The following is a 23,126-nucleotide window of genomic DNA, read 5'->3' as shown; positions in this document are numbered from 1 at the left end:
CTGAGATCCTCTTCTATCTCTTTGATTTGTTTATTCAGTGACGCCTCCAGTAAGAATTGAATATTCTTTATTATCATCAAAGAATTTTTTCACTCTAGAGTAATTTACATTTAGCCTCGCATACATTTAACTTTGGTTTGCAATTCATCAATCTTATTAAGTTCATACTCATAATCACAGTTTTCTTCTAAAACAAAATTCATCGTTTCAAAGAAACTTTTTGCATTCTTTAAGAGTGATTCAAAAAAAACAAGTTTCGGCAGTAATACTTTTTGTTTTTGGTCAATTTCAAATAACAACATATCATTCGATATTGATTTCATTTTCAATAGAAGGGGTTGATCTGGAAAATAAGTTTCGCTTTCTCCTGTTTCAATAGCTTCTTCAATTAGATTTAAAAAATAAGCCCACAATTGGTCAACTAAGTCCCACATCGTGACATCAAGCAAATCTTGTTCACCATATTTTAAAATAATCGCCCCAGATAAATAGTAAGAGTCTAACTGTGATTTTATGTTCTTTAGTCCCTCTATATTGCTATGTGGAACAAAGTAATCGTCAATATGATTTTTTAAGATTGAAAGATCGTTTATCTTCTTATTTGGCCTAAGGATTAATGATTGAATATAAAATATTTTACCTCTCCTATTTTTCCGGATAGAATTGTCCTACTCTTCCTTTTTGAAAGCCTACAACATATTGTTGACCTCATACGGTCTACATCTTTTGCTCCGTTTTCAGCTTCAGATAACAAAGGCTTGGCTTCAAAACTGTCAATGCAGAGATTTCATAACTAAATATTACCATAGATATGAAAGTTTCAAAGGAGGTACCGAATCTTAGATCATTTAAACATAATGGGAAAATAAGAAGTAAGGGTGTTAGTTGTTTACCAATTATAAACTATAAATCAAACAAACTTAAGAAATGATGTAAAGGGAAGTTTAGTCATGTATTATTAAGATTAATCTTCCCAATCTTCATCTAAGTCCTCTTTACCTTTTTCAAGTCGCTGAAGAAAAAATTCAAGAAAATTACTGGCAGTAGTATAACCATATCCTTCACTGTTATCCCAAAGAATAACCGGACACTCTCCATCTACCATTCAGTTTGTATCAAGACAATAAGAGAATTCATCAATATACTCTATAACAATAAGACCTGGTATAAGACTGTAAAATGTTCTGTATTCTTTTGTTTGCTCTACAACTTCAGCGCCTTCAGAGTCATAACCAAGGATCATTGTTCCGTATGCACCACCAGAACCATACTCTTTCAAAAACCATTTATAACTTTCGGGGAGAGAAACTTCAAGTTCTTCTTCTATCTCAAAAATCTCTTTCTCGCTGACTCCGCCAGTGATAATAGAGAATTCTTTGTTTTCGTCTAAAAATTTTTGTACTGTTGAGTAATCCATAAAATTCACCTCTTACTGTTGTTTTTCAAATTGTTGTGCTCTCCATTTCCAATATCTCTTTCTAAAACTGTCGTACTGAGCAGAAAGTTCGGGATTGTTCCTAAAACTTTGCCCGTTATCCTTTAAACCATGGAGAATATTATGATATTTTTTGTGCAGGCTTTCAGGAACTTCAACCATTGAACTTCTTTTATTTTTGCTAAGGTTTTTTAATCTCTCTAGACGTATCCATGACATACCATCATTGGCAGCCGATGATGGCCAGAACCAGCTTGTTTTCACGTTTAGCTTTTTCAAAGGCTTCTTCTCCCCAAGGGAACCAATCCACAAGATTGTGAGCATGTTGAAGTAAATATGGAGACTTCTCAGCGATGATTTGTTGTTGGTTGGCATGGGATCACCATATTTCAGAAGACTTCTTTATTATTGGCTTTAAATTCTTTTAATATGAAAGAGGTTTAAGAATAAATAATTTTCCAAGTAGTAGTCGGAGTTTATTTTTTTCATAATTTGCTCTATAAATAATTCACCATGTTTATCTAAAAAAAGACTAATCCATTGCTTGTTTTTTACATAAATATTATCATATAAGGGAAACTTTGTTCAATTATTTTATCTTCTTTAATCCGTGTAAAGGAGTTATAAGTGAAATTTCAACGGCTTTAAAACTTTAAAGAAATGTAGTATGGTCCATCTTTTTTGTTTAGTATTTTACCACATGGTCTTTTTGAGGTTCCCGGAACTGTTATAGGTTATTTTATGGGAAATAAACAAATTTTTATTCAGTAAACTATATCCACTTAAAACAAAAACTAACTATACCTTTCATGAATTTTCTCGAAAAATAAGAGAATATTTCATATTATCAATATTATTAATTTCTATTGGAGCATTAGTAGAAGCATACATAACACCAAATTTAATAGAAAGGTTCCTATTATGATTCTTAAGTTAAAGAGCAGTTACTTTTTTATATTCTTTATTATTACCAATTTATTAGCTAACTATCTGTTTATTGAGCTTGAAAATGAGATAATCCAGAAAACCATAGAGGATTATTCTATACCACCAAGAATTTACTCTATAATCATATTGATAGTGGTATTAGTACAGATTGCTTTCACATTAGTAAGTACTATAGTACTTGCATATATTTCTTCATTATTAGGATTCTATAAATTTGATATAAATATAAAAGTTAGTTTTCTATTTAAAATATTTGTGGTTGTTCAATCAATACAGTCAATAGAAGCTATAATTGCCACTTTTGTAGGCAAAGCATATTATCAAAATAATAGTGTTTTATTTACTATTTTGTTTTTATCATTACAATTAATCACTTTATTTATCTTGACAAAAAGTGTTGTAAAACATACAAAATTCATTTATAGCTTAGTGTGTTTAGTAGGATTTTTCTTTTTACTAGGCAAATGTTTAAGTTTCTTTTTTGACTAATGGATAAATGTTCAATATTGAAGAAAGGAATGAATTTTTATGACTAAGCTTATTATTTTTATATTTCTTTTTTTATTTATGATGATTAGTAATTGGATTTGTTATAAGGTTTATCCTAATAAAACAAGCAAAAATCTATCATCTATTGCTGTGGTTGTAGTATTGATACAGTTAAGTGTACTTACACTAATTTATATAATTATATAACAGATGTCTCTAAGGCTCTAAGTCTACTTACCTTTTATTAATGATAATGCCTGCAGTGAGGGTTAAAGTTTATGACCAATTTATTTTTAATTATCTGTAGGCACTCATTCATAACCTCTTCTTTTTCCGAATTGGAACGAGGCTGTTTATTCTTCATGAAACCTCTCTTCAAACTCATTTTTATTGTGTTTTCCTTAAACTTGGGAATAAAGCCTGTTTTACAAAGACTTGAACTTAATAGGCTTCTTTTTTTGTTAATTTCACCTTGCATTAAAGGAAGGTAATATAAGATACTTGCCACCAAACGCAATGACTTACTAACTTTTTTGAGAAAATTCCTTATTTCGAAACCTTTTGTCAATCAATAACCTTAGACTTTTAAATAAACATAAGATTTTGCTATTGATTCTGAAAGGAGAGCTAAAATGGATTACATCAATAAGAAAAAGAAAAATGGAAATCTAATAATATCAATCAGAGATAAATGGGAGAATGCACTTATTGACTTTGAGCAAAAAGGTAATCAAATTGGTATAGTGATCAATTATCGTAACGAGAAAAAACTAAGTTTTCGTTATAAACAAGACTTTTGAGAAAGTGTATCAGAATATTAAAATATAAGTAGGAGAGACAGTTAATTTGATTTTATAAATTATACTGAGAAAAGATTAAATTTGTTTATAAAACTATAGAATATGGGTCATTAAAGGATCATTTATGGATATTTTAATATCATCCCACTGCAATACATAAAAATATCTGTAGTTAAAACCTAAAAAGAGTGCCCATTTTATTGAGGTACTTGAAGAATGTGGATACTGAATGAACAGGTATGTATCTTTATCGTTTTAGCTTAGCTCACCATTTTCTATCCATATTTTATATAAACCTATAGAAATGGTTCAAAGTGAATATACTGAGTGTAATGAAAACAAGCATTCATAACCAATGATATGGATTTACTATGTTGAGGGCCTAATGGGTGAATAACCCGTGGAGATTCAAGTCCTCTCGGCCGCATCCCAATAATACCAAGGGTTTAACCACCTTTGGCATTATTTTTTTATGCTTATTTTTAAATGATCTACTGCCCACAACCTGCCCGCTTATCTAAAATAAGTTATCTTATTTACTCAGCATTTCCTTCTGTTTGTTTGGAGATTGGCGCGTCCATCAACATCAATTGTTGTTTTTACAGAATCATGTCCTAAACGAATCTTCTCTTGTTAAATAGCATAACATCTATATTTGTATTGCTATGGATATGAGCCGTTTTCAGAACGCTTCCTAGAGTTAGAAAAGGGTCTAGGGAACAGTTTATTTTGTGATTGACGATGAAATGGTGTTAGATAGACTTATATCCTTTATAGTAAATATATAGAAACTTGGCATTTATAAAGGAGATTATCATGGAAGAAGTCAAAGTTGTATATGCATTGATTAAAAATGAGCTTAATCAGATATTAATGGTAGATAATCATGAGGGGCATTGGTCGCTTCCAGGTGGAAGAGTTGAACTTGATGAAAATCTAATAGAAGCTGCTATACGTGAAGTATACGAAGAAACAGGCCTAGAAGTGGAGATAGGGAATATACTGGCTATTAATGAAGCGAAATTGATAAAGAGGAATCATCACGCTATATTTTTTACATTTGAAGCAAACGTTATAGGAGGAACAGAAGTAATTAAAAATGCTCAAGAAATATTGAAAATAGAATGGGTTGATATAGAGCAAGCAAGTCAACGGACGCCTTATTACACCAAAGGGATTAATAACCTAATGAAAGGAAATGCGATGTATAACAATCAAGGAACAATATGAAATAAAGATTGTGATTGTTATTATTTGAGAAAAAAACAATAGCTAAAATCACTAATACTCTCGTACTTTGATTTATCTAAATCAAAGTGCATTTTTTTGCTTGCAAATCCAAGGAGGTTGGATTTGTGGTTACCATGGGTTATGTTTCTGTTGTAGTGACTCTATTCCCAGAACACCTTTGTTTTGAGAATGATAAAGTTTAATCTTACCAAGCCTCATCTTTAAATAAGTCCTCTAAATCTTTTTCCAATCGCTAAAAAACTCTTGCAGCAGAATAACCATATCCTTCACGGAATAACTGGACATTCTCATTTATCATTCTGCTGTTTCAGTTAATATCAAGAGAGTCAGAGAGCTCATCTATATACTCATTAACATACTCTGGTATAAGCTCGTAAAATGTTCTGTATTCTTTTGATTGCTCTACAACTTCAGCGCCTTCAGAGTCATGACCAAGGATCATTGTTCCGTATGCACTGCTCTTTCAAAAGCCATACATTACATCAGATCGATATGTGAATCTGACGGAATTATAAATTTCGTCAGGTTCTTTATGTATTCTGGTTCATGTTTAATCAAAGTAATCTAAGTAAATATAAAGGTATTTTATATTTTTGTATAAGTTAACTTTACTTTTATAAAGATGAAGTTTATAATTTAATTCAAGAGGTGATGGTCATGAAGAAAGATATGGGTGATTCGATCTCAAATAAGGTTTATGAATATCGTGTACTTGCCAGATTGTCTCAGCAAGAATTAGCAAAGAAAGTCGGGGTTTCCAAACAAACCATCTTCGTAATGGAAAAAGGAAATTATGTTCCGACGCTGCTGTTAGCTTTTCGAATTGCCGAATTTTTTAATGTGGATGTAAATGAGATTTTTACTTATGAGAAAGGAAATGATCAAAAATGAAAGTGAATTCGATCACAGATACGATCACGAACGCAATTTTTTCTCCTTTAAAGTCCTGGGCTGAACATTCTCCGGGAAATTGGAATATTCTTATTGGTAGTGGGTTTGTATTGCTTGTAGTCGGAGTGATTTTGACATTCGTATTTATTAAAAAAATGGGTAAGGGTGACGAAAGAACAAACCATATCGCTTTAAAAGCTAGCCTCTGTACGTTATATGCACTAGTTTTTTGCGACCTGCTTTTCCCAAAAGAATATATGTGGCAAATTTTCTTCTTGTTTAAGTATTCTATTGCATTCTTCGCCTCAGCAATCTATCTAGCCATTCGATATATAAAAGATTTTTTAAACTAGAAAACCAAATTGGAAAAAGTATAAATTTAATTACCAAAAAATATAGTGGCTCTGTAGTTTTAATTGTTTTAGGAGAGGGAACGATTTATGAAATCATTTTAATGAGGATTTGAAGAAGTGGGGAAGTTAGGGTGTTTTTGCTCACCAATTATTTAACCATAATTTATACAAACTTATAGAAATGATGTAAAGCGAAGTTAGTAAGTGTAATGAAAACAGCTTCCATAATCAATGATACGGATTTACTATGTTGAGCGCCTAGCGGGTGAATAACCCGTGGAGGTTCAAGTTTCTCGGCCGCATCCCAATCATACCAAGGGTTTAACCACCTTAGTATGATTTTTTGTGCGGAATATACGGCAACAAATACACCGAATTACTGTATCCATCACGAAAAAAAGTGCTAACCTCTGCACAAAACCGTTGCGCGAGACAGCACTTTTATTCTGCAAGATATACTGCCCCTTATCATCGGTTACGGGGATTTATTTAATCCGCTCCAAGCCGCGCTGATACTTGGCTTTTAGAAGCTTTTTTTAAGTGGCTAAAACCGACAAATTTTTTGCTTTCTTCATCCCATAGGCGGAACTTTAACGACTTAAGACTTGTTGCCAGTGTAATGGTCGGAACGTTTTGCAATGGTTCAGCATTGTTATGCGCTTTTTCAAGCTTATAGTTTGGCACTCTCGGGCTTAAATGGTGAACATGATGAAAGCCGATATTGCCTGTTAGCCATTGCATGACTCTTGGTAGCTTATAATAAGAACTTCCTTCAACGGCTGCTTTTACATATTCCCAATGCTCATCTTCTTCAAAATAAGAGTCCTCAAACGTATGCTGAATATAAAACATCCAAATGCCGAGGGATCCCGATATCAGAAAAATGGGCGCCTGAACCAGCAGGAAGTTTTGCCAGCCAATAGCCCAACATAAAAGTGATGCCAAAGCGGCGATCCCCAAGTTCGTTACATACGTATTCATCCGTTCTTTGCGTTTTGCCCCTTTCCGATTAAAACGATTGGTAATCCCGAAGACGTAAATCGGCCCAATCACAAACATAACAAACGGATTTCTGTATAAACGGTACATGATTTTTGTCTTACTTGAGGCTTCCTTATACTCTTCAACGGTGAGTACCCAAATATCGCCTGTGCCGCGTTTATCCAGGTTGCTGCTTGTCGCATGATGGACAGAATGGTCGTGTGCCCAATGATCAAAAGGATGCAGAGTCAGAATTCCTGTAATTGTTCCAAGAATTCGATTCGCCTTTCTGTTCTTAAAAAAGGAATAGTGGCAGCAATCATGAAAGATGATGAAGGTTCTCACTAAAAAACCTGCAGCAAGGACAGAAAAAGCTAATGTAAGGAAATAAGAAATCGACAAACTTTTATATGCCAAACACCATAATAGAAAAAATGGTGCCAATGTGTTCATGATTTGAAAAATACTTTTCTGTAAATCAGACTTTTCATAAGGTGTAACCAGTTTTCTCAACGTCCTTAGGTTTTGTTCATTCATGTTTTAAAGGTTCCCCTTCCCGGATGATCTTCTGAGTAAAGTAAACGTTTATTGCCTTTGAAGTCCCGGCGCCATGCACCATATATGAAGGTATCTTTCCCAATTATTTATGAAATTATTGGCAATCGTAAAAAGATTTCCAGATCAGTTACATCTTTATTAGCAGAGACAGCCGGGATACAAAAGGAATATGAAGAATATACCCAGCTCTTTATCTGCCCAAACTCTTTCCGTGCTTCCCTATGGGAATCGGTTTATTGAGCCTGTGAACATTGATTGTTTGAGGAAATGGATTGATTGATGAGTGTCAAAAAGAGAGCCAGAAGGAGAAAGGCTTTTGAAATCTGCAGAAACAAAGCTCTACCAGTGAACAGTCCTGCTTTTAAATACTTGAACAAGAAACACTGAGCTTTTGAAATAAATCTTTAATAATCAATAATGAAGTGCAAAGAGCAAAGAAACAGTTAGAAGACATTCGTGATTCTTTTTCACGATGTTTTCAAACGATAGTGAGGAATAGACCTCTAGACATGTTATCAAAACCGATGCAGAATGATTTGCATTTTTTTGTTTTGTTTACCGCTTCTGCACTGGAATCCACCCATGGAAAAAATAATAATGAATAAAACGAAAATATTAATTTGGAATGATTTCCGTTTCGTGTTATGATAAAGAAGAATTATTTTTGTTCGGTGTAAAGGATAGTATGAATATTGACTTTTCGTCTTGAGGATACTATGGGCAAGGATAGTATATATTGTGTGGTAACACACTAGGAGGCAACAATAATGGAACAAGGTACAGTAAAATGGTTTAATGCAGAAAAAGGTTTTGGCTTCATCGAACGTGAGAACGGAGACGATGTATTCGTACACTTCTCTGCTATCCAAAGCGAAGGATTCAAATCTCTAGACGAAGGTCAAAAAGTAACGTTTGACGTTGAGCAAGGTGCTCGTGGAGCTCAAGCTGCTAACGTTCAAAAAGCTTAATCTTCAATCGTTTTAAAAAAGCAGGCCCTTTCTTTAGGGCCTGTTTTTTATGTTCTCGTTTGATAATATGCAATAAAAATCCTTACTCAACGTTTTGAGTAAGGATATGCTAAAAGGTGATAGAAAAGATTAAGCTTCAAACGTGTGGTTACAGTATAAATCACTCAGTTTACAATTTGAGGGATCTATACTTTTTATCGGTGTTCTCACTTATTTAAGTCAAAAAATGATATCCTCAATTCTAGACCTCAATTCTAGACCTCTAATCTAGACCTCTAATCTTCATTCCTTTTATTGTTTCACTTCCACAAATTTATGATTCTGTTAGATAAAGGTTATGATATAATAATTGGAAAAAAGGATAAAGTTGATTTTATCCTCTCGACTAGAAAAAAGTGAGGTATACTGCATTGTGGTTAAGCTGATAAGCAACTATTTAAATGATGGATACAATCGGTATTTGTTCAATCTTAATGATAAATAATGGTTTTGGCAGCTGTGATGTAACTGCATATTCTTCATTCAATCACATAAGATGATTATGGAAAATTTAAAAACAGGATATACAATTTTGACACACATAAAAAAGGAGTTATCACAATGTGGAAAAGGTTTTTTCTGGTGTTGCTTACGTTAATGATGTCAATAGTTGTCATGCTAGTGGCTGCTAAAAATTCACCTGGAGAGCATGTCATTTCATTTGATGAGCCTATTATTCTCATGATATCAATGGGGATTGTCGTATGTTTATTTATCCCTCCATTAGTCATGTCCTTTTTTGGCAATTTTGTTGTAAGAATCATATCTGGAGTATACCAATGCTTTATCGTTTTCACTTTTATGGGGCTAATCCCAATTGGCTTTTTCATTCCCAGTGGCTTCTTGACAATTCTAGTTGCTATTGCCGGAACGTTAGTTAGTATAGCTAGTGTTGTAGGAACCTTATTCATTGGTAAAAATAAAGAGGCTAAACTATAATTTTGTACGTGAAAGAAGCGGCTAATGAAGGTGCTTCTCGTTTTTACAGTGACAGTTGGACACTTAATCTAGCAGAAATATGGGGAGGAAGCTACTTACTCCAATAGTTGAATAAATGACACCATAAACACCATGAAACCTATTGTTTCATGGTGTGTTTTTTGAATCATTTGCACTCGTGAACGAACCACCGGCCATCCATAAAGAAGTTATACATTGGCACATTCCCGCCTCACGTGCATAGGGTATTATCATAAAACTAAGAAAATGTGGGGATCGAAACATGTACTATATACCTGTTATTCAGCCATATCCTTATGCTGTGTATGCACCAAGGTGCTGTGACGGAAGATCGGTTTATTGGATGAATCCTAATATAAGTAAGCATGTAAATGCAGGCCAAAATCTTCAATTGACAGATTATGGGCCGAAACCATTTGTTATGAATATTAACAAAGCGACAAAACAAAACAATACGTTCCGTACCGCGTTATGGACAGGTGCGCACCTGCAAGTTACTGTCATGAGTCTAGATATTGGAGAAGATATCGGTTTGGAAATGCATTCTAACCTCGATCAATTTTTGCGGATTGAGCAAGGCCGCGGCATCGTTAAAATGGGCAAAAGCAAAGATCAGGTAAACTTTCAGCGAAATGTCTATGATGATTCAGCCATTGTCATACCTGCCGGCACATGGCACAATCTGATCAATACAGGCAATACGCCGCTAAAACTATACTCCATTTATGCCCCGCCTAACCATCCATTTGGCACGGTTCATGTGACCAAAGCAGATGCAGAAGCTGCGGAAAAAGAGCACAGTTCATACAAAATTTGAGCGGGTTAATGAGACTGTTTCACATCCTCATTTATCTTTTTCGGTTTTAACGCAAACCATTTCCGGTGTTTGTTTATGTGGATCATTTTTGAGAGGGAATGAAACATGAATAAGAAACATACCAAAAATAGCGGTATGTTTTTTTCGTGTTTATTATGAATCAAAATCATTCCAATTATCTAAATAACGGTACAGTGTTGTTTTACTGATGCCCGTCTCTTTGGTAATTTGCTGAATGGTATACGTTTTGCTTTGATACATCTCCATCGCGCGCCGGACATTATGGTCTGGTTTCCTCGGACGTCCTGTGTTTTTCCCCTTTAATTTGGCCTCTTGAATTCCAATCTTTGTGTTTTCACTAATCATGTCAAATTGAAATTCGCTGACTCTTTCTAAAAAATCGAAGAATATGGAACCGTTTTTCTTTGTGGTGTCTACTTTGTCTATTATTGAAATAAAATGGATTTGTTTCGTTTTGAAAAACTCAAAGATATCAATTAGGTTTTTTATAGAGTCCGCAATGCTGTATAACTTATAAATGATTACGGTATCTCCGGTATTTAAACTGTTGCATAATGACTCGAATTCTGGTCTGTTTTTTGCTGAATTCGTTTGTTCAATATATATTTTTTCGCAGTTGAACCCTTTAAGTGCAGTTATCTGTTGTGTTACATCCCGATCTTGACTAAACGGACGTGCATATCCAAAAATCAAATCATCAACTCCTGATGAATGTTGTATATTTCATTATAACAAAATAAGATGGATAGCGCAGAATCCGAAGTCAGTTCCAAAATAGATCTATTTTGGAACGAAAATTGTAGACATTTGAATTCTTGTTTGTTACATTCAAAATAGTTGCAAACGCCCCTGGCTTCTATGAGAGTTAGAAGTCAACAAAAAATAATCATAAAGAGGTGTACTGTATTTTATGTTGAAAAAATTAAATATGGAGTGGTTCTCAAATATAAGAGGGGACTTATTAGCCGGGATTGTCGTTGCTTTGGCATTAATACCTGAAGCCATTGGTTTTTCTATTATTGCAGGTGTTGACCCGATGGTGGGATTGTATGCCTCATTTTGTATTGCGGTGGTGATTTCTTTTGCGGGCGGAAGGCCTGGGATGATTTCTGCGGCTACAGGGGCTATGGCGTTGTTAATGGGAACGCTCGTGAAGGATCACGGATTACAGTATCTGTTTGCTGCTACGATCCTGACCGGTATCATCCAAATCATATTTGGGGTTCTGAAAGTGGCGCGATTAATGAAATTTGTACCTCGATCGGTTATGGTAGGTTTTGTTAATGCGCTGGCCATTTTAATTTTTATGGCGCAAGTTCCTCATTTTGTTGGAATATCCAGTCTGACATATGTGTTTGTCGGCATAACATTGGCCATTATTTATTTGTTCCCGTTTATGACAAAAGCTGTTCCAAGCCCATTAATCGCAATTGTATTTCTTACTGTCGTTTCTATTTGGGGGCACTTCAATGTTCAAACAGTTGGTGACTTAGGAACGATCAAACAAGCCTTGCCAAGCTTTTTGATTCCTGATGTTCCATTCAACTTTGAGACGTTGTCCATTATCTTCCCGACCTCTATTGCTCTTGCTGTCGTTGGCCTGCTTGAGTCGCTGCTGACGTCTTCCATTGTTGATGACATGACTGACACAGATAGTAATAAAAACCGGGAAAGCCGAGGGCAAGGGATTGCCAATATCGTTGCAGGATGTTTCGGCGGTATGGCAGGGTGTGCCATGATCGGTCAATCTGTTATTAACGTAAAATCTGGAGGGAGAGGGAGACTGTCAACCTTTACGGCTGGCATGTTCCTCATGTTTTTAATACTTGTTTTAGGTGAATGGGTTGTTCAAGTTCCTATGCCTGCATTGGTTGGCGTTATGATTATGGTTTCAATTGGAACATTCGATTGGTCTTCAATCCGGTCGCTTAAAAAAGTTCCATTCACTGACTCGGTTGTCATGATTGTCACAGTCATTACAGTAGTGGCAACAGATAACTTATCCATTGGCGTCATCGTAGGCGTCCTGTTAAGTGCTATTTTCTTCGCTTCTAAAATTTCACGAGTAAAGGTGGATTTGTCTTCTGTTTCTGAGAAAGAGGCTGTTTATGACATTAAGGGCCAGGTGTTCTTTGCTTCTGTTCAAGATTTTGTGAATTCATTTTCATATGACGATGTAAAAGAGCGTGTTGTGATGAACTTTTCAGAGGCGCATATTTGGGATGATTCTGGTGTCGCCGCAGTGGATAAGGTTGTCTTGAAATTCAAAGAGAATCATGCAGATGTTACATTAGTTGGCTTAAACGAGTCAAGCCGACATTTGATTGAAAAGCTGGCTACCTATAATCATCCTAATGCACAGCCGTCAAGCCATTAAGGGGAAGGTGAAGGGGTATGTATCAAAATATTTTGTTGGCAGCTGATGGATCAGATCACTCCATTCGATCAGCAGAACATGCAATTCGTATAGCGAAACTGGTGCCTAATGCAAGAGTGGAAATCATTTTTGTTAAAGATTATGCAAAAGCGAAAACCGAAGTGCTTCATACCGCGAGTTCTGCAGAGTTAGAAATGGAAAGGCGTAAAAAATTAGAGCCGATTCTAGAAAAATTTGAGCAAGCTGGCGTTCAGCATGATGTAATAATGAAACACGGAGAACCAGGACCGGCCATTGTTGCTTATGCAAATGAAAATCAATTTGATATGCTCATAGTAGGAAGCAGGGGCTTGAACACTTTACAGGAGATGGTGCTGGGCAGTGTAAGCCATAAAGTGGCTAAACGAGTGAATTGTCCTGTACTGATTGTAAAGTGATGGATAGAACAAGCTGATTTTAAAAAAATCAGCTTGTTTTTTTGTGTTTCATTTAGCTGAGTATAAGTGATAGCGGTTTTATTTACAGTGTGACACAGCGCTCCGTTTTACATACTTTGACTTTATACCCTGGTAGGTATATTGTTGATGCATAAATAAGAAGATAGTAAAGGTGGTGCGGATCAATTTTTTACTTGGTTGGCGCATTTCTGCTTATTTTCATATTGATCTATGCCATGTATAGACGTTATTATCCTGTGAGAGGTATTTTGTGTATCAATAAAGATGAATTGGAAGTGCTAGACATGACCATATTAGATATTCGCCATTATAACGATGCAGCCAATTTTTCAGATGATTTTATTTTAAACATTCCATATGCGTATCTAAAACGTTTTTATTTAGAGATTCCGCGTGATAAAATACACATAATAGCTCGTGATAGGGTAGAATTACATTTAGGAGTGCGTTTTTTAAAGCGCAAAGGCATTTATGTGAACAGTTATGAATTGGCAACTTGTAAATGCAGAAATTCATGAAAGAAAGGATTTCAACGACATGGAGTATGATCAAAAGGTTAAAAATCGCTTACGCAGGATAGAAGGGCAAATTAAAGGTGTATTGACGATGATGGAGCAAGGGAAAGACTGCAGAGAAGTTGTGACTCAATTGGCAGCCTCACGTAATGCGATCGATAGAGCATTAGGTGTTATTGTTGGCACAAATCTTGAGCATTGTATTCGTGAAAGCTTGGATCAGGGCGAAGACACATCCAACTTAGTAAAAGAAGCGGTCGACTTACTGGTAAAGAGCCGATAAAAAATTCATCAACCTATCCTTTTTAAGGTTGACGGATTTTTATATGCGTTATAATATACCCCTATAGGTATTTTGTCGGTTGAATGATAGCATAGCATTCGCCATCAAAAAATTTTAAGTTTCTATATACCCATGGGGGTAATAGGAGGTTAGGAGGATAAACATGACAGAACAAACAAAACGCACAACGATTGTATTATTCAGCGGGGATTATGATAAAGCGATGGCTGCTTACATTATTGCAAATGGTGCAGCCGCCTATGATCATGAAGTGACCATCTTCCATACGTTTTGGGGATTAAACGCTTTACGTAAAGAAGAGCTGGTTCCTGTGAAAAAAGGATTTCTTGAAAACATGTTTGGAAAGATGATGCCTCGAGGCGCTGATAAGATGGGCTTATCTAAAATGAACTTTGCAGGTATGGGTCCTAAAATGATCAAAAATGTGATGAAAAAGCATAATGCATTAACATTGCCTCAGCTAATTGAGATGGCTCAAGAACAAGGTGTAAAGCTCGTCGCTTGTACGATGACAATGGATCTGCTCGGTTTGCAGGAACAAGAACTATTAGATGATATCGACTATGCTGGCGTAGCAGCTTATTTAGCTGATGCTGAAGAAGGCACTGTGAACTTATTTATTTAATTGAAGAGAGGTGAATCGAATCCGATGGATAGCAGTGTCATGATCTATACCATGCTCTTTTTGTTGTTTCTATGGATAGTGATTCGGAATGTTTCACCAGTAAAAGGTGTGAAACAAATAACAACGACAGTTTTAAAATCAGAGCTGAAAAGTAAAGGGAAACAGTTTATAGATGTTAGAACACCTTTTGAGTTTCGTACGAAGCATATAAAAGGTTTTAAGAATATTCCCTTGTCAATACTGCCTCAACAAACAAATCAACTTTCGAATGACAGGGAGATTTTGGTTATTTGCCAAAGCGGTATGAGAAGTATGAAGGCGAGTAAGATATTGAAAAAACAAGGATTTAAAAGTGTTACAAATGTAAAAGGCGGCATGAATGCATGGCATGAATATCGGTGAAAGGAAGAAGATCTCTTTTTTTGACGGATCATATACCCCTACCCCTATTAGATAAAAGGAGGAAATAACATGATACAAGCAAATGTTGTATTAGATGCTAAAGGTTTAGCATGTCCGATGCCTATCGTCAAAACGAAGAAGAAAATGAAGGATTTAAAAGCTGGTGAAGTATTAGAAATTCAAGCAACAGACAAAGGCTTTACGGCAGATTTGCAAGCATGGGCCAAAAGCACAGGTCATCAATATCTAGGTACTGAAACAGAGGGAGATTTATTTCGCCATTTTCTTCGTAGAGGAGGCGAGCCTGCATCAGAAAACGCATCGTCCATTCCGGACATTTCATTAGAAACTTTCAAACAGAAAGTAGAAAGTGAAGAGCCGCTTCACATTTTAGATGTCCGCGAGGCAGAGGAGTATGAAGAAGCTCATATCCCCGGTGTAGTGCATATCCCTCTTGGTGAAGTGGAAGCACGCTCTAGCGAGTTAAATAAAAATGATGAAATTCACATCATATGCCATTCGGGAAGAAGGAGCGAAATGGCAGCCCAAACAATGAAAAAACAAGGTTTTAAAAAGGTAATCAACGTCGTCCCCGGTATGCGTGATTGGACAGGTAAAACAGAAAAGGGAGGGAGGTAAACATGACCGTGCAAGCACTTACCGTAAAAGAAGTGACACAAAAAATCTTTAACAAAGAACCTTTATTTATTCTGGATGTTCGTAATGAAAATGATTTTAGCGATTGGAAGATTGAAGGGCATTATTTTGACCATTTAAATGTACCGTATTTCGATCTTTTAGATGGGGTAGAAGATATCTTGGAGAACATTCCTTCAGATAAAGAAGTACTGGTCGTATGCGCAAAAGAAGGTTCATCCGTCATGGTAGCCGACATGCTTTCTGAAGCCGGTCTTTCTGTATCCTATCTTAAGGGTGGGATGAAAGCATGGAGCGAACATTTAGAACCGGTAAAAGTCGGGGATTTAAAAGATGGCGGTGAAATGTATCAGTTTGTTCGAATCGGAAAAGGCTGCCTGTCATACATGGTCATTTCCAATGGTGAAGCAGCGATGATTGATGCGACACGTATGGCAGATATTTTTATAGACTTTGCGAAAGAGAAGGGTGCGGCGATTACACACGTATTTGATACACACCTTCACGCAGACCATATTTCAGGCGGCAGAGCAATTGCCGAAAAAACAAAAGCAATTTACTGGTTACCGCCGAAGGATGCTGAAGAAGTGGTATTCGATTATCAGCCGTTGGAAGAAGGAAATGATATTATCATTGGAAATACAAAGATTAAAATTCAACCGATTTTTTCTCCGGGGCATACCATTGGCTCCACTTCTTTCATTGTCGATGATCAGTATCTTCTCTCAGGTGATATCTTATTTATCGATTCAATTGGCAGACCAGACTTAGCCGGTATGGCAGAAGATTGGGTAGGAGATTTAAGAAAAACTCTTTATAGCCGTTACAAAGCGCTACCAAAGGATTTAATCGTATTACCGGCACACTTTATGATCATTGATGAGCTAAATGAGGATGGCAGTGTGGCTAAAAAACTAAGTACATTATTTGCCGAGAACCATGGGTTGAACATTGCGGATGAAACCGAATTTAGACACCTGGTAACAGATCATTTGCCTCCGCAACCAAATGCATACCAAGAAATTCGTGAAACAAACATGGGGAAAATCAGCCCGGATGAAGAAAAACAGCGTGAGATGGAGATCGGTCCAAACCGCTGCGCAATACGGTAACACATGATTCTATTAAAAGAGGAGAGAGATGAGCATGAAATCAGATAAAGTATTAGACGCAAAAGGACTGGCATGCCCTATGCCGATTGTGAGAACGAAGAAAGCGATGAATGAACTGGAATCAGGCCAAGTATTAGAAGTGCACGCAACTGATAAGGGAGCTAAAAGTGATCTTGCGGCTTGGTCTAAATCAGGCGGGCATGACCTTTTAGAGCAAACTGAAGAAGGCGATGTACTGAAATTCTGGATTAAAAAAGGTTAATGGATGTGAAAGGGTATCGATTATAAAGATACCCTTTTTCTTTGAAAAGGAGGCAACCAAATGGATATGGCCTTTATGATCACTCTTTTCATGATAGGGTTTATTGGTGCTTTTATTTCCGGAATGGTCGGTATTGGCGGATCTGTTATTCATTATCCAATGCTATTGTACATTCCTGCTTTAGTGGGAGTGACGTCATTAACAGCCCATGAAGTTTCAGGGATAGGAGCGATTCAAGTCTTCTTTGCGACACTTGGCGGTGTATGGGCTTATCGTAAGAGTGGTTTTTTGAATAAGCCATTAATCATTTATATGGGGAGCAGTATCCTTATAGGTAGTGTACTGGGGAGTTACTTTTCGCATCTTATATCTGAAAAAGGAATGAACTTCATATACGGAATATTGGCTATTATAGCTGTGATATTAATGTTTATACCTAAAAAAGGACATGAACATAGGGAAGGCGAAGAAGTCATATTTCATAAATGGTTAGCTTCATCTTTAGCCCTTATCATTGGCGGAGTATCAGGTATTTTAGGAGCTGGCGGCGCTTTTATCCTCGTTCCCATTATGTTATCGATTTTAAAGATTCCGGTGAGAATCACCGTCGCTTCATCTCTTGCGATTACATTTTTATCATCTATTGGCGCGACAGTTGGAAAGGTAATCACAGGACAGGTTCTTTTTGTGCCAGCTCTGGTTCTGATGATCGCTAGTGTAATTGCTTCTCCTATTGGCGCAAAAGTTGGACAAAAGGTAAATACAACATTCCTGCAATGGATTTTAGCGCTATTAATTACAGCCACAGCTATTAAAATCTGGTTAGGGTTCCTTTGATAGTAATCAAAGGAATCAATTCATCAATCATTAGCTTTCTTTCTATGTTTTGCTACTTGGCCGCATTCAATAAATGTTTCAAGTGCTGGATGACATTCTTTTTGATAATGGTGGTTTGGGCAAGCTTTGATGATAATGCTTTGAAGAGCATTTGATTTAGTGGTTTTCAGCTTTTTATTGCATGTAGGACAGCGTTCAGAAAATAAAAAGGTCAATACCTTCACTATTAATCCCCTCTTTTCAATGCTATTAAAACTTACCGGTTTGATAGGGATTATGAGTGATTACATTTCATAAGTCAATAAAAATGAGCTGATCAATATTCGCCAGGCAGGGCATAGTGGGGCAATAGCTTGTGGAGAATACGATCCCTTGAGGCACATCAATCATACCAAGGGGTATAATACCCTTGGTATTTTAACGGTTTTTATTCCACCTTACAACATTCGTTTTAAAATCTTAGGAAGAAATAGTTTAAGAGTTTGTAACGGATTGTTTTTTCAGTTTCATAAGACTGCCAAATGATGATGATGCTATAAAAGCTCCCGCAAAACTAATGTACTGAGGATAATCAAATTTTGCTTCCGGCAAAAGAATACCAGTCATAAATAAAGTAATGCCAACTAAAATTCCAGTCACTCTCATTATCATGATGTAATGCCTCCTATAAGCAGATAGGGAAAATTATACATTATGATGCGGGATCATGCATCTCAAAAGGGGAGAGAGAGAAGAAATGATGGAAGCCCTTTGCGAAAGTGTAACACCTTCAAGGTTGACTATGGAGTCAGAGTTTGAAGGAAGTAGCTAGAAGAAAAACAAGCATTATATTACATGCTTGTTTCAGCGTGTCGACAAACCCTCGCATTCGTTGTCAGTCCTGCGCGTTGGTGCTCACGAATTGCTACATTCGCTGTGCTCCATTGCTCGCCCTTCCTAGACTTCAAGGGTTTTCAATCACGCTGAAAAGATGACAAAGTCATAAAACGAAAACCGTTTTATGACTTTGTCAACAATCTGAAACAAGCATCATATTACATGCTTGTTTTTCTTAAGACAGCATTCACTTATTTCTGAGATATAAGCTTTTGATTCAGATTGTATGCCACTAAACATACGGCGCTATAAAATAATAATGCAACACCTAGTAATAATACAATCCAGTGAAAAGTCTCTGATAATTCGAGGGTAAGACTCATCACATTTAGAATGTTTCCAACGGTAAGGATAGCTAATAGAACCGGTAGATTTTTCAGCAAGTGATCACACTCCAAACTTTGTTCCATATGAATATATCATACTTTTTTCCTTTATAGCCATTATTTATAGAAAGGAACTCAGTGAAATAAAGTTTGGTGATTGCTGTTTAATGAATAACCATCATGTCAATAAGCCGTTTGATTTTTTTATTGTCGCCTGTCTTTACGTACACTGTTTTTTTATTGTTCATGATATTCTCAGTCACTTCCCGCATAACCCCTTGATCTAAATCATCAGCGGAATCCCAGCGTAAAGGGACATTGTATACATGAATCGTGCCATCCCCGTTACCATGATAAGTGACTGATCCATCGACTAATCGAGAACCTGCCAACTGGATCACATCTTCTGGATAGCTGGCACTTGTCTCATCATTAGGATTGATCGGTTCACCAGCTGAAATGTGCCGAACATTTAATTCATCTATCTCTTGATTAGGCCCAAGCTGCAGCCAAACACGGGCATATTCGATTTTTTCAGAAGAATACGCTGCCAATCCAGTGTCTTCATTATCTTTCTCCTCATTTTTTGCTTTTTCTGAAGAGGTGTCATCTGATTCACCTGTTGTGGATTCTTCTGATCCCGTTGTTGGCTCTGATTCATCTTTGCTGATTTTGTTGCTGTCTTCGTTATCATGATGATTTTCGTCAGTTTGTGCAGCAGTTTCATCATTTGAAGTTTGTTTTGATTCTCCATTCTTACTGCCCGCACATCCAGCAAGCAATAAGGCGAGCAAAAGCAGAGCGGCATTGCAGTAAAATATCTTTCCGAGTTTCCTCATTCTTTCATTCCTCTCCATCATTTGATACATACATATCGGGAAATAATGAAATCCATTTTTGGTCAGCGATCATGACAATATTGTGCTAATGAGCACGGCGGAAGCAGACTGCTTGATTGACGAATCCTTTTCATAAAAGCAAGTTTTCTGCCAAAAAATGATATTATGGTATATTTAAATATAACATAATATATGAAATGAGGAATGGCATGAATACAAACGAAAAACATAAGAAATTCAAAGCGAAGATCATCCTGCAAGTCATCATGGTCATAATCGGAGGAATCATAGCGGCATATGGACTGGAAACGGTGCTCATTCCAAACAGCGTATCTGATGGAGGGGTGACAGGCCTCAGCATTGTTGGGTCACAGCTGTTCCATTTGCCGCTGGGGATTCTGATTGCCGCTCTTAATATTCCGTTTGTCTGGTTAGGATATAAGCAAATTGGGAAACGCTTTGCGTTATTATCAATTATCGGAATCGCATCACTTGCCGCGGGTACAAGTTTTATGCACCACACTCCAGCCATCATCGAAGGGGATACTTTGTTGATAACCGTTGTCGGCGGGATTATCCTTGGGTTTGGAATGGGTCTGGCGCTGCGTAATGGCGGCGCATTAGATGGAATTGATATGCTTGCAGTGCTGCTGTCCCGAAAACTGCCATTCGGAACGAGCGATCTCATTTTATTCTTAAACCTTTTTGTGTTTATTTTTGTTTCCACTGTATTTGGTTTGCAAGGAGCATTGCTTTCAGTCATTGCTTACTATATTGCATCCAAGGTCATTCATGTCGTTGAGGAAGGCTTAAGCGGTTCTAAAACGTTTCAAATTATTACAACCCAACCTGAATTGATGGTAGAAACCATACGTGATCAACTAGGCCGAAGCGCCACATACAAAGAAGCCTACGGGGGTTTTTCCCATGAGAAATTCAAAGAAATCACATGTGTCATCAACCGGTTAGAAGAAACCAAGCTAAAAGAAATCATAAATGACATTGATAAAAACGCTTTTGTTACCGTATATGACGTAGCAGAAGTGAAGGGCAGCAATTTTAGAAGGGCCAATCATCATTAGAAAAAAAGTGACGAATCGCAGAGCAGCCATCATATGGTTTGACGAGCCTTATGAAGCTGTTTGTCCATGATTTGTTGAAATCCTGTTTCCTTCAAGCAGGATTTTTTCTTGTTTAGGTAAATATAATCAATTGATTATATAAGTGAGAGCTTATATAATGAGGTTGTGAAGAACGTAATGTTTATTTTTTTGCAGGGACAGTGCCTCTTTTTGATTGGGGGTATGATCGCTGGGCCAATATATCATGATTCCATTATATATTGGGTTAAAGGGGGAGTTCATTTGATTGCTGATACAAAAATAGGAGTGGCAGCGATGACCGGCTGTTTAAAAATACTTAGTGATCAAACAAGGCTTATGATGATGAAATTATTTTTTGAAAAAGAATATTGTGTCTGTCAATTGGTTGATATGTTCGATATGAGTCAGCCGGCCATCAGCCAGCATTTGCGAAAATTAAAGAACGCGGGATTTGTGAACGAGGACAGAAGAGGGCAATGGCATTATTATTCAATCAATGAATCATGTCCGGAGTTTGATACATTGCAATTGATCTTGCATCAAATCGATCAGGAGGACGAATTGTTACTGCTGATGAAACAAAGGGAAACTCAGTCAACTTGCAAGTAAGGAGGTAATAGATTGATTTCAATCATTTTGGCGGTAGCCATATTTTTATTCACTTTAGTATTGGTCATATGGCAGCCGAGAAACTTGTCTATTGGGTGGTCAGCCTGTGGAGGAGCTGTTTTGGCTTTAATAGCCGGCGTTGTCAATTTTCAAGATGTAATAACTGTGACAGGCATTGTTTGGAATGCGACATTGGCTTTTGTGGCCATCATTATTATCTCGTTAATCCTTGATCATATCGGTTTCTTTGAATGGGCAGCGCTTCATATGGCGAAGGCTGCAAAAGGAAACGGTGTTCGGATGTTCGTTTATGTAGCGATATTAGGAGCGATCGTCGCCGCATTATTTGCAAACGACGGTGCGGCTCTTATATTGACACCGATTGTATTAGCGATGGTCCGGGCATTGCATTTCAATGAAAAATTAGTTTTTCCTTTTATCATTGCCAGCGGATTTATAGCAGATACGACATCGCTTCCGTTCGTCGTGAGCAATTTGGTCAACATCGTTTCAGCGGACTATTTTGATATTACGTTTATTGATTATGCATCCAGAATGATTGTGCCGAACTTATTCTCGTTACTGGCGAGTATCATTGTACTTTACCTTTTCTTCAGAAAAAGCTTACCTAAACGTTATGATCTGACTGAGCTTAAAAAACCTGCAGAGGCAATAAAAGACCAGAAGATGTTCAAACTATCATGGTATATCTTAGGGCTGCTGCTAATTGGTTATTTCACCAGTGAATTTTTCTCTATTCCCGTATCAGTGGTAGCGGGCATCATCGCCATCTTTTTCTTAATTGCAGCACAAAAGAGCCCAGCCGTTCATACAAAGCAAGTGCTGAAAGGAGCGCCGTGGGCTATCGTGTTCTTTTCAATCGGCATGTACGTTGTTGTGTACGGTGTCCGTAATGCCGGGTTGACAGATGTCCTTTCAGGCGTGATTCAGGCCTTGGCCGATCAAGGCTTGTTTGCGGGGACGATCGGAATGGGCTTCATCGCGGCGATTCTTTCTTCCGTTATGAATAACATGCCGACTGTCATGATTGATGCATTGGCTATTGCCGGCACAGATACACAAGGGATGATGAGAGAAGCGCTAATCTATGCCAATGTCATCGGATCCGATTTAGGCCCTAAAATAACGCCGATTGGTTCCTTGGCGACACTATTATGGCTTCATGTCCTTTCACAAAAAGGTGTGAAGATTTCCTGGGGCACTTATTTTAAAACAGGAATCATTCTGACAATCCCAACATTATTCATTACACTTGTCGGCCTGTATATGTGGCTGATGATCATCCATTAATG

General features: G+C 36.9%; 26 protein-coding genes and 3 pseudogenes. 20 read left to right on the top strand and 9 right to left on the bottom strand.

Annotation, left to right across the window (positions count from 1 at the left end; genetic code table 11):
* Positions 1-110: 110 nt before the first annotated feature.
* The 4 genes and pseudogenes from SC79_RS21355 to SC79_RS20705 form a co-directional block, all read right to left on the bottom strand.
* The gene (locus SC79_RS21355) at positions 111-449 is read right to left on the bottom strand and encodes a hypothetical protein (RefSeq protein WP_231559201.1); all 339 of its coding nucleotides are present in this window, start codon (positions 447-449) and stop codon (positions 111-113) included.
* 515 nt (positions 450-964) lie between these two features.
* Positions 965-1,417, bottom strand: a pseudogene (locus tag SC79_RS15180) (SMI1/KNR4 family protein).
* A 12-nt stretch (positions 1,418-1,429) separates the two neighbouring features.
* Positions 1,430-1,699, bottom strand: coding sequence for an HNH/ENDO VII family nuclease (locus SC79_RS15175; protein WP_371807366.1), 270 nt, complete (start codon positions 1,697-1,699; stop codon positions 1,430-1,432).
* Positions 1,659-1,793: a DUF255 domain-containing protein gene (locus tag SC79_RS20705; RefSeq protein WP_082022750.1), complete on the bottom strand. Its 135-nt coding sequence runs from the start codon at positions 1,791-1,793 to the stop codon at positions 1,659-1,661. Before SC79_RS20705 ends, SC79_RS15175 begins: the two co-directional genes overlap by 41 nt.
* A gap of 1,711 nt (positions 1,794-3,504) precedes the next feature.
* On the opposite strand from SC79_RS20705, the pseudogene SC79_RS21170 reads away from it, so the two are divergent.
* From SC79_RS21170 to SC79_RS21350, 4 genes and pseudogenes are all read left to right on the top strand, one after another.
* Positions 3,505-3,700: pseudogene (locus SC79_RS21170) on the top strand (hypothetical protein).
* A gap of 788 nt (positions 3,701-4,488) precedes the next feature.
* Positions 4,489-4,902 carry an NUDIX hydrolase gene (locus SC79_RS15155; protein WP_039075773.1) on the top strand — a complete coding sequence of 138 codons (414 nt, stop codon included), beginning with the start codon at positions 4,489-4,491 and terminating at the stop codon, positions 4,900-4,902.
* 678 nt (positions 4,903-5,580) lie between these two features.
* Positions 5,581-5,814: a helix-turn-helix transcriptional regulator gene (locus tag SC79_RS15150; protein ID WP_039075772.1), complete on the top strand. Its 234-nt coding sequence runs from the start codon at positions 5,581-5,583 to the stop codon at positions 5,812-5,814.
* Positions 5,811-6,167 carry a hypothetical protein gene (locus tag SC79_RS21350; RefSeq protein WP_039075771.1) on the top strand — a complete coding sequence of 119 codons (357 nt, stop codon included), beginning with the start codon at positions 5,811-5,813 and terminating at the stop codon, positions 6,165-6,167. Before SC79_RS15150 ends, SC79_RS21350 begins: the two co-directional genes overlap by 4 nt.
* Before the next feature lie 489 nt (positions 6,168-6,656).
* Here the strand turns inward: SC79_RS21350 and SC79_RS15140 are convergent, their stop codons facing one another.
* Positions 6,657-7,685: a fatty acid desaturase gene (locus SC79_RS15140; RefSeq protein ID WP_039075770.1), complete on the bottom strand. Its 1,029-nt coding sequence runs from the start codon at positions 7,683-7,685 to the stop codon at positions 6,657-6,659.
* 788 nt (positions 7,686-8,473) lie between these two features.
* Between SC79_RS15140 and cspC the strand changes: the two genes are divergently transcribed.
* From cspC to SC79_RS15125, 3 genes are all read left to right on the top strand, one after another.
* Complete coding sequence (cspC, locus tag SC79_RS15135; RefSeq protein WP_010331195.1) at positions 8,474-8,674, top strand: cold shock protein CspC; 201 nt, start codon at positions 8,474-8,476, stop codon at positions 8,672-8,674.
* 600 nt (positions 8,675-9,274) lie between these two features.
* Positions 9,275-9,652: a hypothetical protein gene (locus SC79_RS15130; protein ID WP_039075769.1), complete on the top strand. Its 378-nt coding sequence runs from the start codon at positions 9,275-9,277 to the stop codon at positions 9,650-9,652.
* 283 nt (positions 9,653-9,935) lie between these two features.
* Positions 9,936-10,490, top strand: coding sequence for a cupin domain-containing protein (locus SC79_RS15125; RefSeq protein ID WP_039075768.1), 555 nt, complete (start codon positions 9,936-9,938; stop codon positions 10,488-10,490).
* Positions 10,491-10,643: 153 nt separating this feature from the next.
* On the opposite strand, the gene SC79_RS15120 is transcribed toward SC79_RS15125, so the two are convergent.
* A complete protein-coding gene (locus SC79_RS15120; RefSeq protein WP_039075767.1) occupies positions 10,644-11,204 on the bottom strand; it encodes a recombinase family protein in 561 nt (186 codons plus the stop codon).
* 217 nt (positions 11,205-11,421) lie between these two features.
* Between SC79_RS15120 and SC79_RS15115 the strand changes: the two genes are divergently transcribed.
* The 10 genes and pseudogenes from SC79_RS15115 to SC79_RS15075 all read left to right on the top strand — a co-directional run bounded on the left by SC79_RS15115 (position 11,422) and on the right by SC79_RS15075 (position 18,060).
* Positions 11,422-12,888 carry a SulP family inorganic anion transporter gene (locus SC79_RS15115; protein ID WP_039075766.1) on the top strand — a complete coding sequence of 489 codons (1,467 nt, stop codon included), beginning with the start codon at positions 11,422-11,424 and terminating at the stop codon, positions 12,886-12,888.
* Positions 12,889-12,905: 17 nt separating this feature from the next.
* Positions 12,906-13,325 (top strand): universal stress protein, encoded by a 420-nt coding sequence (locus tag SC79_RS15110; RefSeq protein ID WP_039075765.1) that lies wholly within the window; start codon positions 12,906-12,908, stop codon positions 13,323-13,325.
* Between the two features lie 221 nt (positions 13,326-13,546).
* Positions 13,547-13,864, top strand: coding sequence for a sulfurtransferase (locus SC79_RS20695; RefSeq protein ID WP_082022783.1), 318 nt, complete (start codon positions 13,547-13,549; stop codon positions 13,862-13,864).
* A gap of 19 nt (positions 13,865-13,883) precedes the next feature.
* Positions 13,884-14,144, top strand: coding sequence for a metal-sensitive transcriptional regulator (locus tag SC79_RS15105; protein ID WP_010331187.1), 261 nt, complete (start codon positions 13,884-13,886; stop codon positions 14,142-14,144).
* A 163-nt stretch (positions 14,145-14,307) separates the two neighbouring features.
* Positions 14,308-14,790 carry a DsrE/DsrF/DrsH-like family protein gene (locus SC79_RS15100; RefSeq protein ID WP_010331186.1) on the top strand — a complete coding sequence of 161 codons (483 nt, stop codon included), beginning with the start codon at positions 14,308-14,310 and terminating at the stop codon, positions 14,788-14,790.
* Positions 14,791-14,814: 24 nt separating this feature from the next.
* Complete coding sequence (locus SC79_RS15095; protein ID WP_039075764.1) at positions 14,815-15,192, top strand: rhodanese-like domain-containing protein; 378 nt, start codon at positions 14,815-14,817, stop codon at positions 15,190-15,192.
* A gap of 69 nt (positions 15,193-15,261) precedes the next feature.
* Positions 15,262-15,831 (top strand): sulfurtransferase TusA family protein, encoded by a 570-nt coding sequence (locus SC79_RS15090; RefSeq protein ID WP_010331184.1) that lies wholly within the window; start codon positions 15,262-15,264, stop codon positions 15,829-15,831.
* A pseudogene (locus SC79_RS15085) lies at positions 15,797-16,961 on the top strand (MBL fold metallo-hydrolase). The gene SC79_RS15090 and the pseudogene SC79_RS15085 overlap by 35 nt, the downstream one beginning before the upstream one ends.
* A 34-nt stretch (positions 16,962-16,995) precedes the next feature.
* Positions 16,996-17,223, top strand: a complete 228-nt coding sequence (locus SC79_RS15080) for a sulfurtransferase TusA family protein (RefSeq protein ID WP_039075762.1) — start codon at positions 16,996-16,998, stop codon at positions 17,221-17,223.
* 60 nt (positions 17,224-17,283) lie between these two features.
* Complete coding sequence (locus tag SC79_RS15075) at positions 17,284-18,060, top strand: sulfite exporter TauE/SafE family protein (protein WP_039075761.1); 777 nt, start codon at positions 17,284-17,286, stop codon at positions 18,058-18,060.
* A gap of 23 nt (positions 18,061-18,083) precedes the next feature.
* Here the strand turns inward: SC79_RS15075 and SC79_RS15070 are convergent, their stop codons facing one another.
* From SC79_RS15070 to SC79_RS15065, 3 genes are all read right to left on the bottom strand, one after another.
* A complete protein-coding gene (locus SC79_RS15070) occupies positions 18,084-18,284 on the bottom strand; it encodes a hypothetical protein (RefSeq protein ID WP_039075760.1) in 201 nt (66 codons plus the stop codon).
* Positions 18,285-18,534: 250 nt separating this feature from the next.
* Positions 18,535-18,711, bottom strand: coding sequence for a hypothetical protein (locus SC79_RS21165; protein ID WP_180298689.1), 177 nt, complete (start codon positions 18,709-18,711; stop codon positions 18,535-18,537).
* 715 nt (positions 18,712-19,426) lie between these two features.
* A complete protein-coding gene (locus tag SC79_RS15065; RefSeq protein WP_039075759.1) occupies positions 19,427-20,101 on the bottom strand; it encodes a hypothetical protein in 675 nt (224 codons plus the stop codon).
* Positions 20,102-20,310: 209 nt separating this feature from the next.
* Between SC79_RS15065 and SC79_RS15060 the strand changes: the two genes are divergently transcribed.
* From SC79_RS15060 to SC79_RS15050, 3 genes are all read left to right on the top strand, one after another.
* Positions 20,311-21,183: a YitT family protein gene (locus tag SC79_RS15060; protein ID WP_039075758.1), complete on the top strand. Its 873-nt coding sequence runs from the start codon at positions 20,311-20,313 to the stop codon at positions 21,181-21,183.
* 315 nt (positions 21,184-21,498) lie between these two features.
* The gene (locus SC79_RS15055) at positions 21,499-21,813 is read left to right on the top strand and encodes an ArsR/SmtB family transcription factor (protein WP_039076026.1); all 315 of its coding nucleotides are present in this window, start codon (positions 21,499-21,501) and stop codon (positions 21,811-21,813) included.
* 12 nt (positions 21,814-21,825) lie between these two features.
* Positions 21,826-23,124 carry an arsenical efflux pump membrane protein ArsB gene (locus tag SC79_RS15050; protein WP_039075757.1) on the top strand — a complete coding sequence of 433 codons (1,299 nt, stop codon included), beginning with the start codon at positions 21,826-21,828 and terminating at the stop codon, positions 23,122-23,124.
* Positions 23,125-23,126 lie beyond the last annotated feature (2 nt).

This window comes from Bacillus sp. MSP13, from assembly GCF_000815295.1.
Lineage (GTDB): Bacteria > Bacillota > Bacilli > Bacillales > Bacillaceae > Bacillus > Bacillus vallismortis.
This window is presented reverse-complemented; position numbering and strand designations above follow the sequence as displayed.

What these genes read in the sequence shown, in the direction of transcription:
- SC79_RS15155 (WP_039075773.1), top strand. Translation starts at nt 4,489, where the DNA reads ATGGAAGAAGTCAAAGTTGTATATGCATTGATTAAAAATGAGCTTAAT.
- SC79_RS15150 (WP_039075772.1), top strand. Translation starts at nt 5,581, where the DNA reads ATGAAGAAAGATATGGGTGATTCGATCTCAAATAAGGTTTATGAATAT.
- SC79_RS21350 (WP_039075771.1), top strand. Translation starts at nt 5,811, where the DNA reads ATGAAAGTGAATTCGATCACAGATACGATCACGAACGCAATTTTTTCT.
- SC79_RS15140 (WP_039075770.1), bottom strand. Translation starts at nt 7,685, where the DNA reads ATGAATGAACAAAACCTAAGGACGTTGAGAAAACTGGTTACACCTTAT.
- cspC (WP_010331195.1), top strand. Translation starts at nt 8,474, where the DNA reads ATGGAACAAGGTACAGTAAAATGGTTTAATGCAGAAAAAGGTTTTGGC.
- SC79_RS15130 (WP_039075769.1), top strand. Translation starts at nt 9,275, where the DNA reads ATGTGGAAAAGGTTTTTTCTGGTGTTGCTTACGTTAATGATGTCAATA.
- SC79_RS15125 (WP_039075768.1), top strand. Translation starts at nt 9,936, where the DNA reads ATGTACTATATACCTGTTATTCAGCCATATCCTTATGCTGTGTATGCA.
- SC79_RS15115 (WP_039075766.1), top strand. Translation starts at nt 11,422, where the DNA reads ATGTTGAAAAAATTAAATATGGAGTGGTTCTCAAATATAAGAGGGGAC.
- SC79_RS15110 (WP_039075765.1), top strand. Translation starts at nt 12,906, where the DNA reads ATGTATCAAAATATTTTGTTGGCAGCTGATGGATCAGATCACTCCATT.
- SC79_RS15105 (WP_010331187.1), top strand. Translation starts at nt 13,884, where the DNA reads ATGGAGTATGATCAAAAGGTTAAAAATCGCTTACGCAGGATAGAAGGG.
- SC79_RS15100 (WP_010331186.1), top strand. Translation starts at nt 14,308, where the DNA reads ATGACAGAACAAACAAAACGCACAACGATTGTATTATTCAGCGGGGAT.
- SC79_RS15095 (WP_039075764.1), top strand. Translation starts at nt 14,815, where the DNA reads ATGGATAGCAGTGTCATGATCTATACCATGCTCTTTTTGTTGTTTCTA.
- SC79_RS15090 (WP_010331184.1), top strand. Translation starts at nt 15,262, where the DNA reads ATGATACAAGCAAATGTTGTATTAGATGCTAAAGGTTTAGCATGTCCG.
- SC79_RS15080 (WP_039075762.1), top strand. Translation starts at nt 16,996, where the DNA reads ATGAAATCAGATAAAGTATTAGACGCAAAAGGACTGGCATGCCCTATG.
- SC79_RS15075 (WP_039075761.1), top strand. Translation starts at nt 17,284, where the DNA reads ATGGATATGGCCTTTATGATCACTCTTTTCATGATAGGGTTTATTGGT.
- SC79_RS21165 (WP_180298689.1), bottom strand. Translation starts at nt 18,711, where the DNA reads ATGATAATGAGAGTGACTGGAATTTTAGTTGGCATTACTTTATTTATG.
- SC79_RS15065 (WP_039075759.1), bottom strand. Translation starts at nt 20,101, where the DNA reads ATGAGGAAACTCGGAAAGATATTTTACTGCAATGCCGCTCTGCTTTTG.
- SC79_RS15060 (WP_039075758.1), top strand. Translation starts at nt 20,311, where the DNA reads ATGAATACAAACGAAAAACATAAGAAATTCAAAGCGAAGATCATCCTG.
- SC79_RS15055 (WP_039076026.1), top strand. Translation starts at nt 21,499, where the DNA reads ATGACCGGCTGTTTAAAAATACTTAGTGATCAAACAAGGCTTATGATG.